Source organism: Bacteroides caecigallinarum (assembly GCF_021531075.1).
GTDB lineage: Bacteria > Bacteroidota > Bacteroidia > Bacteroidales > Bacteroidaceae > Phocaeicola > Phocaeicola caecigallinarum_B.
The window spans coordinates 22,446-34,305 of the sequence record NZ_JADYTJ010000019.1; the positions used below are offsets into that span (position 1 = coordinate 22,446).

Annotated in this window: 9 protein-coding genes; 8 read left to right on the forward strand and 1 reads right to left on the reverse strand. The window is 37.6% G+C overall.

Annotated elements, in window-relative coordinates; all coding sequences use genetic code 11:
* Nucleotides 1-20: 20 nt before the first annotated feature.
* From I6E11_RS06960 to I6E11_RS06990, 7 genes are all read left to right on the forward strand, one after another.
* Nucleotides 21-1,574: an ATP-binding protein gene (locus I6E11_RS06960; RefSeq protein WP_235337285.1), complete on the forward strand. Its 1,554-nt coding sequence runs from the start codon at nt 21-23 to the stop codon at nt 1,572-1,574.
* Between the two features lie 185 nt (nt 1,575-1,759).
* Complete coding sequence (locus tag I6E11_RS06965; RefSeq protein ID WP_235337287.1) at nt 1,760-3,127, forward strand: ABC transporter permease; 1,368 nt, start codon at nt 1,760-1,762, stop codon at nt 3,125-3,127.
* A gap of 44 nt (nt 3,128-3,171) precedes the next feature.
* Nucleotides 3,172-4,053: an ABC transporter permease gene (locus I6E11_RS06970; RefSeq protein WP_235337289.1), complete on the forward strand. Its 882-nt coding sequence runs from the start codon at nt 3,172-3,174 to the stop codon at nt 4,051-4,053.
* 22 nt (nt 4,054-4,075) lie between these two features.
* A complete protein-coding gene (locus I6E11_RS06975; protein WP_235337291.1) occupies nt 4,076-6,361 on the forward strand; it encodes an ABC transporter permease in 2,286 nt (761 codons plus the stop codon).
* A gap of 170 nt (nt 6,362-6,531) precedes the next feature.
* Nucleotides 6,532-8,514: an ABC transporter permease gene (locus I6E11_RS06980; protein WP_235337293.1), complete on the forward strand. Its 1,983-nt coding sequence runs from the start codon at nt 6,532-6,534 to the stop codon at nt 8,512-8,514.
* 8 nt (nt 8,515-8,522) lie between these two features.
* Complete coding sequence (locus I6E11_RS06985) at nt 8,523-8,927, forward strand: ABC transporter permease (protein WP_235337295.1); 405 nt, start codon at nt 8,523-8,525, stop codon at nt 8,925-8,927.
* A 33-nt stretch (nt 8,928-8,960) separates the two neighbouring features.
* The gene (locus I6E11_RS06990) at nt 8,961-9,635 is read left to right on the forward strand and encodes an ABC transporter ATP-binding protein (protein WP_204402279.1); all 675 of its coding nucleotides are present in this window, start codon (nt 8,961-8,963) and stop codon (nt 9,633-9,635) included.
* Between the two features lie 4 nt (nt 9,636-9,639).
* Here the strand turns inward: I6E11_RS06990 and I6E11_RS06995 are convergent, their stop codons facing one another.
* Nucleotides 9,640-10,032 (reverse strand): DUF2721 domain-containing protein, encoded by a 393-nt coding sequence (locus I6E11_RS06995; protein ID WP_235337296.1) that lies wholly within the window; start codon nt 10,030-10,032, stop codon nt 9,640-9,642.
* A gap of 677 nt (nt 10,033-10,709) precedes the next feature.
* Here I6E11_RS06995 and I6E11_RS07000 point away from each other — a divergent pair.
* Entirely contained in the window at nt 10,710-11,855 is a 1,146-nt protein-coding gene (locus I6E11_RS07000) for an efflux RND transporter periplasmic adaptor subunit (protein ID WP_235337298.1), read from the forward strand.
* Nucleotides 11,856-11,860 lie beyond the last annotated feature (5 nt).

An 11,860-nucleotide genomic window follows, 5' to 3' on the forward strand; every position in this document is an offset into this window, starting at 1 on the left:
TTCAAAAAAACAGACTTTATATGAACAGATTATATCCCATAGGAATCCAGAACTTCGAGAAACTTCGTAAGGGTGGTTTTGTTTATGTCGACAAGACTGCGCTTATATATCGTCTTGTCTCTACAGGAGGATATTACTTTTTTGGTCGTCCGCGCCGTTTCGGTAAGAGTCTGATGATTTCCACTCTTGAATCTTATTTTGAGGGTAGGAAAGATTTATTCCATGGACTTGCAATAGAGAGCCTTGAAAAGGACTGGGATGAATATCCCATCTTTCATATAGATTTGAATAATGAAGAGTATAATTCCCGCAAACGGCTTGAAGGTGTACTTAATAATTATCTTGTGAGATGGGAAAGGATATACGGAAGTGAGCCTTCGGAGGAATCCCTTTCGTTGAGATTTGCCGGACTTATCAGACGTGCATCGGAGCAGACCGGTCGCGGTGTAGTAATTCTTATTGACGAGTATGACAAACCTCTTATTCAATCATTGGATAATGAGGAACTTCAGTCCGAGTACCGAAGTATTCTGAAATCCTTTTACGGTAATCTGAAGTCGTGTGACAAGTATATCCGCTTTGCTCTCCTTACGGGAGTGACCAGGTTCAGCAGGGTAAGCATTTTCAGTGATTTGAATAATCTCCGTGATATAACGATGGAGAATGAGTTTGCATCATTGTGTGGTATCAGCGAAACAGAATTGATAACTTATTTTGAATCAGACATACGCGAATTGTCGGTAAATATGAATTTAAGTTACGAAGAAACGTGTGGTCTTCTTCAGAAAAAATATGACGGTTATCATTTTACCGGCAATAGCGAAGGAATGTACAATCCCTTCAGTGTGTTGAATACATTCGCTTCAATGAAAATAGAAAACTACTGGTTTTCAACCGGTACCCCGACCATACTCGTAAAACTCCTTCAGAAGAACAATTACCTTCTGAGTGACCTGACAGGCAATGCAGAAGCAACAGCAGATGAGCTTACAGGGCTTGAGACAATAAACACCAATCCTATTCCTTTGTTCTTCCAGAGCGGATATCTGACGATAAAGGAGTATGACGAACGTTTTAAGAATTATATACTTGGTTTTCCTAACGAGGAGGTTGAACAGGGATTCCTTAACTTCCTTATGCCCAGCTATATGAATATGCATGGCAGGAATACCAGCTTCCATATAATGAATTTCATCAAGGAACTGGAAAAAGGAAAGATCGACAGTTTCATGGAACGTCTTCAAAGTCTCTTTTCTGACACTCCATACGAGTTGATCCGCGACACAGAGCTTCATTACCAGAATGTTCTTTTCATAGTTTTCCGTCTTATGGGCTTTTATACTCATGCCGAGTATCACACTTCTCAAGGCAGGATAGATATGGTAGTTAAAACTCCACAGTATATCTATGTAATGGAATTCAAGTTTGAAGGCAGTGCCGAGGATGCCATAGCTCAAATTGAATCCCGAAACTATGCTCTTCCTTTCATATCTGATGGCCGTAAGGTTTATAAGATAGGGGTTAATTTCAGTGCTGAGACAAGAAATATCGACCGTTGGATAGTAGCAGAATAAAGTGAAAAACGATATATTTACCGTGTGAAGCGTGCGAATTCGCAATGATAATGTGCGGATACGCACGCTTTTCGTATGTCTTATTTTTGTGTATAATTCACATATTCAGTGTGTTATGCGTATGGCACGGTTTTTGATTATAAAGAATTATAAAAACGACTGTTTCATGTAAATCAAGAATTTCAATGATACTGCATTATTTAAAGATGGCTTTACGCAGCCTGATACGTTATAAGGTACAGAATATAATCAGCATATTAGGTATCGCTGTAGGTTTCGTGTGTTTTGCCTTTTCCATGATATGGATAAGGTATGAGTTGAGTTATGATACATTTCATCGTGACTCGGATAGGATGTATGTGGTATATAAAAAGTCAGATCATGGATTCACTAATATTTCAGACGTTACGCATTATCCTGTAGCAAGAGATATTAAGAATAATTTTCCTGAGGTTGAGGATGCTGCTGCTTTTATGAATGGACCGGCTGTAGTTGGAAGAAGTCCACAAAACGGAGATTTTTCAATGAGGATTATAGTTGATTCAGCTTTTATAAATATGTTTGATATAAAACTATTGTCCGGTAGCTGGAGTTTTCTTAATAATCAAGAAGAAGTTGCCGTAACAGAAGAGTTTGCAGAACGTGTTTATGGAACCAGAAATGTACTTGGAAAAGATTTGTTTTTCTGGAAGTCACCGAAAAAGATTTCTGCAGTAGTTTCAGGTTGGGGAAAGCACTCTAATTTCAGATATGATATTATGATCGGTGTCGATGAAAAGTTCAGAGATGATTATAGGGCAAGTGGTTTTTATGTGTGCTTACGTTTGAAAGATGGTGTTAATGCCTCTGTATTTGCTCAAAAGCTGAAGAATAAACCCCTTGAAGTACCTGATGGTGGAGGATATACTATAAGAAATCTTTTACTGGAGAAACTTTCATCGTCCCGTTATACGGTATTCTATAAATATGATGACATTTCCTTGTCGTATATAAAGATGTTTTCGGTAGTAGGAATAACTGTGATACTTGTGTCTTTGGTTAATTTCTTTTCTATACTTATTACTCGTATGAACATTCGTCGAAGAGAGATTGCACTCAGGATATCATGCGGTTCCGGTACAAAAGAATTGATATTGATGTTTGTAACTGAACTGGTTGTAATGATGCTCTTCAGTGGTCTGATAGGTATGTCTATGATGGAACTTCTCAAATCTGAATTTGTCAGACTGGCGGATATAGAAGATAACTTCTATTTGTCTTCACTCTGGTATTTCTTTGTCATTCTCATTATATCTGTTGTGGTTGCTGTCATTTTGATTAGATATACTAGCAGGAAAACTGTATCAGAAGAGATAATAGGAAATATCACGAGAAAGTCTGGTTTATCGTTTCAGAATGGTAGCATAGTGATACAGTTTATGATATCGGTTACCGTATTGTTTTGTCTGGCAGTATTATTCAAGCAATTATATTATCTTAAAAGTACTGATGAAGTAAGATTTGAGCGAGATGGAAAGCTTGTCTTTATTGTCAACCAAAAGATATACATATAATACATTATTTAAGAAAACTGCCATACGTTCATGAAATAAAGGAAATGTATTCATTATTACCACAGAGAGCATCTACCAGTAGTACTATAGGTGAATGGGACGGAAAGTCCGAAGAACAGAAACCGGTTACATTGCAGGTAATACGTGAAGGACGTGACTTCCTTGATTTCTACGGTATCAAACTGTTGCGTGGAAATTATCTTACGGGTAAAGAGGATATCAAATCAGTATTGATAAATGAGGCTGCGGTGAGAATGTTCGGTTGGTCAGAGCCGATAGGAAAGAAGATATATAATTATACCGTGGTTGGTGTGATAAAAGATTTTCATATCTCACCACCTACACAGCCGGTCAAACCTTATATGATAACGCTTGACAGACGTAATGATCACGGTAGTGATTACGTGATTAGTTTTGATGAGGAGCATCTTTCCGATTTGAGGAACAGTATGAAAGATTATATAGAAAAGAATGGTATAAATTTCGGTTATATTAAGACTGCGAATGAAGCTTACGAAGAATATCTTGTTTCAGAAAAGATGCTTATGAAATTGCTGTCATTCGTATCTATGATATGTGTTGTTATTTCATTGTTTGGAGTATATTCACACGTTTCATTGTCATGTGAGCGACGTAGGAAAGAAATAGCTATAAGGAAAATAAATGGTGCAACGGCAGGCAATATAATGAAGATGTTTTTCAAAGATTATCTTTTAATGCTTGCAGTGTCGTGTATCATAGCATTCCTGGCAGGGACTGTTGTAATGAAGAAATGGTTGGAACAGTATGTAGAACAGACTTCTATGGATGCATGGATATACTTTGGATTATTTATACTGATGGCTGCATTTATTCTTCTCTGTGTAGCGAGGAGTATATGGAAGGCTGCCAACGAAAATCCAGCTGAGGTTATCAAGAGTGAGTAATAATTTATAAAACAAGAATATTATGATACTACATTATTTGAAAGTGGCAGTTCGGAACCTGATGAAATATAAGGTTCACAGTCTTATTTCAGCATTATGTCTTGCTGTGGGAATAGTATGTTATACATTGGTGGCATATTGGATAAATGCTTATAATAGCATGATAAATATGCATGATGAAGAAGTTGTAACATTTAAGCTTGAAGATGAAGATGGCCGGTGGAGTCTGTTTACGCCGGTTGATGTTGAACGGATAGAGGATCTTCATATTGATGGATTGTCGGATATTACAGTTAAATTTCCGTCAAGACAGGCTGAGATAGATGTGATAGATAAGGATCAGGAAGAAAAGCCCTTTATTGTAAACTATTCTGTGGTAAACGGAAATACTTTTTCATTCTATGGATTGGATTTATTGTATGGTAACCGTATTCCGGAGAAAAAGGATGAAGTCGTTATATCACGTTCTTTTGCAGAAAAGGCTTTTGGTCAAGATAATCCGATTGGGGCTGTGATACATCTGACGGAATCTGTTTACGATTTCGACAAGGGGATTCGTGATTACAAGGTTGTAAATGTGGCCGAAGACAACTGGGCGTTTCCCAGAGTAGATTGCTATTTTCCATATATGGTTTTTCCTCAGGGATTCATGGAAGTGTATGCACTCCTAGGTGATGGTACAACTCTGTCTGCGCTTAATGACAATCTGCAGAATCTTAAATTTGTAAATAATGGAAAGGACTACAGTGTGTCTGCTTTGAGTTTTTCTGATGATTTCAAGAAAAAACAGATGACAATAATCTTTTCAATTGTACTGTTCGTCGCATCGCTCATATTGCTTTCCGGAATGATTAACTTCCTGAAGTTTGCTATACAGATGTTTTATAACCGACAGAGGGAAGTAGCTTTGCGTAAAAGTATGGGGTCTGATGCCTGGGGATTGTTTATGCTTCTGTTTTCAGAGGTATTCTGCATGCTTACAGTGTCATTTCTGCTGTCACTTGTTATAACGGAAATTGTAGTTGATACATGTCATACTTATATTTCATCCGACGATTTGCCATACATTGACTTGCCGGAAGTATATTGGGTGCAGACAAGGTGTTTTGTTTCCCTTCTTGTTATCTGTTTACTTGTGGTTTATGTTCCGGTATGGCGTTTGCGACGTTCCTGTATAGGCTATCATGTTCGCATAAACAACAATAAGCATGTCTTTCGTTCTGTCATGATGTGGCTTCAATTGAGTATTGCTATATTCTTTGTCGGAAATGTTTTGTATATAAACATTGCTTTTAATAAGGTTTACTATTCCGTCTACAGACCGGTTTCTGATGATGAGGAAGCCCGGATTATAGAGTTCAAGCCAAGTACATATCGTTTGAGGCAGAATATATCGCATGTAGTTGATGCATTCAGAAAGATGCCGGAGATTGTTGATGAGATAACTTTGTGGGGAGTGCTGGATTCTCGTATAAAACAAAGATATATTAAGGCTGATGGTACACATTCTCTTATTAATATTACAAAGGGTAATGCCAATTACTTTCAGTTCTTTAATATTCCTCATCATGGTGAAATGATGGATTCGGAAGATGCTGTTTATGTAAGCGAGAGATTTATGAGACAATTGGAGAAAGACAGTATTTCCGGAACGGTTTTCATAGAAGGTACTTCATACCGTATAGCTGGTACATATAAGGCCCTGTATGGAGAGAATGAAGATGATTCACGTACAATCGGTTCTGCATTCTTCCCGGTAAACCCTTTTGGAACTTTTTATTTTAAGATTGCTGATGGGAAGGATACAGACGAAGTGATTGGTAAGATGAAAGATATTTGCAGGGAATATGTTCCGGAAACATTACCTTTGGATATTAAACCGATAACCGACAGAAAACAGACCTTGCTTGGTACGGTGGGTTTAGTCGGAACACTTGTCAATGTATTGGCTTTCGTCAGTCTGCTGTTGGTGATTCTAAGCATATATTCTGCCATTTCGCTTGATACGGACGGACGACAGAAGGAGGTTGCCATAAGGAAAATAAACGGTGCTTCTCCGGTTAAGATAGCTCTTATGTTCGGACGTTCATATATGTTGATTTATATTTTGTCGTTTGCTGCTGCATTTCCCTTTGTATATTATTTTGCGTCAACTGTCTTTATGGATAGTACTTTCCAGATTAATATGGATTGGGGAATGGTTTTAGCCTTGTTCGTTTCAATGTTGATTGTGGTTTTAGTTACTGTAGCATATAAGATATATAAGGTTATGCATATTAATCCTGCAGAGATTATTAAGACTGAATAAATGATATATATATTGCATTGTGCGATGTGTGCGTATTTGTAACAAAAACGTGCGATAGCGCACATGAACAGAATGTATCGTATTTGGGCAAATTATTGATTGTTAGCGATTTAATACTTTGGCACGATTATTGATATAATATTTACAGGTGAAATGACTTTTTTTGATTTATGTTATTGATAAAGATTAAATATGCGATTCGTTTTTTGCTTCGTGCAAAGTCATATACTGTTATCAACCTGATAGGACTTTCGTTGAGTCTTGCCTGTTGTATAATATTGTTACGATATATCCACAGGGAACTTACGGTGGATACTCATGCCAATGATTTAAGCACCATAATCGTTCCTTTAAGGGATATAGACGGTAATATTTATCCTGGAGAAAATCCGGGAAATAAGGATTATTCGGTAGATGAAAAGTATATAGAAGACAGATGTAAACTTGTAGATGAGAGGAATTCAACCATAATCAGTAATGACGTTGCTTATAAGACAAATCTGATGGCTGCCGATACAACGTTCTTCCATTTTTTTAATTATCGTGTATTGGAAGGAAGTCTTTCTTTAGATAGTCCTCATGATGTTATACTTACAGAGGGCTATGCCATGAAACTGTTCGGAAAAGAATCCCCTATAGGCAAAAATATCTATTTTGATGGAAAGATGCTTACAGTGTCCGGTGTTATTGAACAATCTGTATGTAAAACCACATTCAATTTTGATGCTTTAGTCTCTAAAAAGTTAAGGCAGGATTGGGGGAAACTTAATATAGAACTGATCCGTGTAAATCCAGGTTTCGATATTCAGAAGCAGAATGAGAAAAGTAATGTATATCATTTGCAGAAACAGAATAACCTGAGTGGTAATATGCAAATGAGGTATAGATACATTTCATGGAAGGATTTTTATTTTGAGACCTCAATATGTGATAAATATGAGAAATTTTTCAGGTTTGGAAACAGAAACTATGTTTTTGTGTTATCCGGTGTAGTATTTCTTTTATTTCTTGTCGGAGTATTGAATTTTGTCAATCTCTATTCTGTCGTTATGCAGAAACGAAGAAAAATATACGGTGTAAAGAAAGTTTTCGGTCTGTCCGGTAGAGGACTCTTTACTGAAATGTGGATGGAGAATTTCCTGCTGTTCGCGTGTGCTGTATTTCTTTCATGGTGTATTATAGAAACTTCTTCCGGATTGTGGCAGGGGCTATTTTCAGAGAAAATACCTGTTACCGGTTTTGACTGGTTTTTGTCACTGGGATTATTGTTGCTGGTGCCTCTCTTTACGGCTATATTCTTTTATATCAGATATGGTTACAAAAATCCTGTAACATCTATGCGTCTGGTCATATCAGAAAACGGAAAGATATTTTCACGTTATGTGTTCTTGTTTTTACAGTATTCTATTACATTGTTTCTTATGATACTGTCCTTATATTTCCAGCGTCATTTTGATTATCTGATTAATTCTTCGCATGGATATGACACTGATGAGATTATGGTTGCACAGTTGTACAATCACAATAGGATTGTTAATTATAAAAGTACTACAGTCAATCAGTTGAAAGAACGTTTTGAACGTATAAAGAATGTCGGTAAAAAGCTGGATGAGTGTCCTATGATTGAGCGTTGGATGAACTCGTCTACAGCAGTATGGGATGGAAGTCCTACACCTATTGTCAATGATAAAGATGAGACATTTGAGTTGCAGAGTAAATTTGTTTCTATAGAGTTTTTTGATTTTTGGGGACTTGAAATAGTTGATGGAGGATTTCCGGACAGAATAGATTACGGCGGTGAGAATGTAATAGTATTGAATCGGTCTGCGATGAAATTACTTGGATATACTGACCTTAAGGAAGCATTTGTAAGGAGCACGTCGCCTTTGAGTATTTCTTTTGTAGATAATAAATTGATAGAATTCGGAGTTGATATGACCCCGGTCTCAGCAGTAGTTGAGGATTATTATATGGGACATCTTACGGAAGGAATCAAACCTATGATCTTTATTGTGGGGGCTAAGGATGCAGAAGGGGATGTTATGATAAAAGTGAAGAAAGACAGAGAAAAAGAAGTTATAGACTATCTTCGAAAATTGAGAAAGAAATATATAACTCTGAGGATTTTACATACAAATGGGCTGACGATATAGTGGCAGAAATGTATCAGAAAGATAAAGAGACTGCACATATATATACTGTTTTCTCATATATCGCTATAGTGATATCATGTTTGGGACTGTTGGGCATATCTCTGTTTGATATTCGTCGCAGGTATCGTGAGATTGCTATCCGTAAGGTAAACGGTGCCAAGCCTAAAGACCTGTATATTTTATTAGGTAAGAGCTATATGCTTAATCTGGTGTTGGCATTTGTTGTTGCTGCGCCTGTATCATGGATTGTCATTTATTATTATACGGCATCTTTCGTAGAAAAGGCACCTGTTACATTTGGACTGTTTGTCATTCCACTGTTGATAGTATTGATTTTATCTATGCTGACTTTATATTATCAGATAAATAAGGCTGCACATATCAATCCGGCTGAAGTAATGAAGAGTGAATAAATATAGAAAAACAACATTTTAAATTTTACTAATATGATTAAGACAGAAAATTTGAAAAAGGTATTCCGCACAGAAGAAGTGGAAACTTGGGCATTGAATAATGTAAGTATTGAAGTAAAGAAAGGTGAGTTTGTGGCTATCATGGGACCTTCAGGATGTGGTAAGTCTACACTGCTCAACATCCTCGGATTGCTTGATAACCCTACTGACGGAACTTATTACCTTAATGGAGTGGAAGTGTCAAAATTCACGGAATCGCAACGTACTGATATAAGGAAGGGAGTTATAGGTTTCGTATTCCAGAGCTTTAACCTTATTGATGAACTGAACGTGTACGAGAATATAGAATTGCCTCTTTTGTACATGGGAGTACCGTCGTCGGAAAGAAAAAAGAGGGTAGAAGAAGCTATGAACCGTATGGATATATCCCACCGTTCCAAGCATTTCCCGCAGCAGCTTTCCGGTGGTCAGCAGCAACGTGTAGCCATAGCGCGTGCAGTCGTAGCCAACCCTCAGCTTATCCTTGCCGATGAGCCTACCGGAAATCTAGACTCGAAAAACGGTAAAGAGGTTATGTCTCTTTTGAGTGAGTTGCATAAGGATGGCACTACCATTGTGATGGTTACACATTCACGTCATGATGCAAGTTATGCCGACAGAATAATCAATCTGTTCGACGGTGAGGTGGTAAATGAGGTGAGCGAATGAATTTTCATTTTTCCATATCCCTCAGATGTATCTCCAGTGCCTTTACGGATATATGTATCTCCCAAATAGAAATACCGAGTGATGCTATAAGCAACAGCAGTGCTATGCCGAATACATACACTGCTGTTGTATGAAATCCTATATAAATCAGAAACATTGTGATTACGCAGAGAAACAGGCTGGATATGCCAAGCACCTGCATGCTCCGTGTAAGGTAAAGCCGGCGGCGCAGATTGTCTATCTGTGCGGCTGTCACTTCCGAGTGTTTCTGGACATATTGTTCTTTAAGAGTTCTTACAAGCTGTGCGTACGACAGAAATCTGTTGGTATATGCCAGTAGTATGAGTGAGACTGCAGAAAATAGCAGGGCAGGAGTGCTCAGGCTTAATTCTTCCATAAAATTTAGTTTTTATTTATTTCTTTATAGGCAAAGTTAGCTATAAAATCTGAAAATATAGTCTTTTTGTAAGGTTTTACGTAAAAAGAACTAACTTTTTATCCTTTTTATGTTAAAACAGACTAAAACCTGAACATATATTTTTATACATTATTATCAGATATTAATTTTGTAAGAGATTAAAGATAGGGTTTTGTAATGTTTTTACATAAAGCAATAGGTAAATATATATCCAGAATTGTTTGTATGATCATGTTAGTGCTCATACAGTTCGATGTATATGGATATGATATGATTTATGCTACTGTTTGTGATGACGCATCCCCTATAGTTCTTTCTATGGATGACGAATCTTCCATAAATGATTCTCAGAACCAGTATTCAGAGTGGTCCGATCCGGTTTATAGGACATCTTCAGTCCGTTTTTTTCCAGACTTAATTTATTCTTTGTTTGTTATGCCCGTATATTCTTTTGAACATTACGGTGTATATATACAACCTTATGTATCTAAATTACCTTTATATATATCGGATTGTCATCCTTATATAATGTACAGGGCTTTGCTTATTTAGTGGAGTCTGTCTTTGTCATGCCATGACCGTCGGGCTGTGGATTTACATTTAATCTTATTCAAAAAAACACATAGTTTCTTTTTAAAATTCTATTACGTAATCTTATGAAAATTTCTATTCAGAAGGTTGCTCTTCTGTCATTACTGGCAGGGGTGCTTCCGGCTTGTCAAGAGGCAGGCACAAAGCAGGTGAGAAGCGATGGCTCTATACCTGTAACAGTTCTTCAACCTACTACGGTAGAATTGCCGCGTACATACGTGGCTGATATCCAGGCTATACAGTTTGTAGAAATAAAACCAAAGGTGGAAGGATACGTCAAAGAGGTGTTGATAGACGAAGGTGAGTTCGTAAAAAAAGGACAGCCTATGTTTCGTCTGAGTTCGGAAAACTATGCAGAGGCAGTGAAAGAATCGGAAGCCAACTATAAGCAGACTCAGGCTGAGCTTGAAATGGCTAATTATGAGATGGAACGTATCGAACGCCTTGTAAACAAGCAGATTTATTCGCCAATCCGCCTGGAGCAGGCAAAGAGGGAACGCGAAGTGGCACGTATGAAGGTGGAACAGGCACGTGCGCAGATGCAGCGTGCGCAGATGGATTTGAAATATACTACTATCACTTCACCTTTCACCGGTTATGCCGACCGTATTCCTTATAAGGTTGGTAGTCTTGTAAGTCCTGAGAGTCTGCTTACTACTGTGAGCGACATTTCAGAGATTTTCGCTTATTATAAAGTAAACGAGAGTGAATACCTTCGCATCCGTCGTGCACAGCTTCAGGGAGCTGATGTACAGCAGGCTAATAATGTGGAACTTATCCTTGCCGACGGAACTGTTTATCAGCATAAGGGTGTCATAGAAACAGTAGAGGGTGATTTCGAACGTGGTACGGGTTCTATAGCTTTCCGTGTACGTTTCCCTAATCCCGAAGGACTTCTTAAACATGGTGTTACCGGTAAAATCCGTCTTATGACAAAGATGGAGGATATTTGTCTTGTTCCTCAGAAATCGACTTTCGAAATCCAGGATTTTACATATGTATATCTTGTAGACAGCACAGGTACAGCAAAGGTTCGCAGCTTCAATCCTATAGAGCGTTACCATAACTACTATATTACTGACGACCTTGGTGCGAACACAACTATCGTTTACGAAGGTGTACAGATGATTCGCGACGGTATGCATATCAAGACTGATACTATTCCGTTTGCCGACGTGAGAAAGGAACTTCATTTGGAAAACGTCGAATAATCTCT

What these genes read in the sequence shown, in the direction of transcription:
- I6E11_RS07000 (WP_235337298.1), top strand. Translation starts at nt 10,710, where the DNA reads ATGAAAATTTCTATTCAGAAGGTTGCTCTTCTGTCATTACTGGCAGGG.
- I6E11_RS06990 (WP_204402279.1), top strand. Translation starts at nt 8,961, where the DNA reads ATGATTAAGACAGAAAATTTGAAAAAGGTATTCCGCACAGAAGAAGTG.
- I6E11_RS06980 (WP_235337293.1), top strand. Translation starts at nt 6,532, where the DNA reads ATGTTATTGATAAAGATTAAATATGCGATTCGTTTTTTGCTTCGTGCA.
- I6E11_RS06995 (WP_235337296.1), bottom strand. Translation starts at nt 10,032, where the DNA reads ATGGAAGAATTAAGCCTGAGCACTCCTGCCCTGCTATTTTCTGCAGTC.
- I6E11_RS06960 (WP_235337285.1), top strand. Translation starts at nt 21, where the DNA reads ATGAACAGATTATATCCCATAGGAATCCAGAACTTCGAGAAACTTCGT.
- I6E11_RS06970 (WP_235337289.1), top strand. Translation starts at nt 3,172, where the DNA reads ATGTATTCATTATTACCACAGAGAGCATCTACCAGTAGTACTATAGGT.
- I6E11_RS06965 (WP_235337287.1), top strand. Translation starts at nt 1,760, where the DNA reads ATGATACTGCATTATTTAAAGATGGCTTTACGCAGCCTGATACGTTAT.
- I6E11_RS06985 (WP_235337295.1), top strand. Translation starts at nt 8,523, where the DNA reads ATGTATCAGAAAGATAAAGAGACTGCACATATATATACTGTTTTCTCA.
- I6E11_RS06975 (WP_235337291.1), top strand. Translation starts at nt 4,076, where the DNA reads ATGATACTACATTATTTGAAAGTGGCAGTTCGGAACCTGATGAAATAT.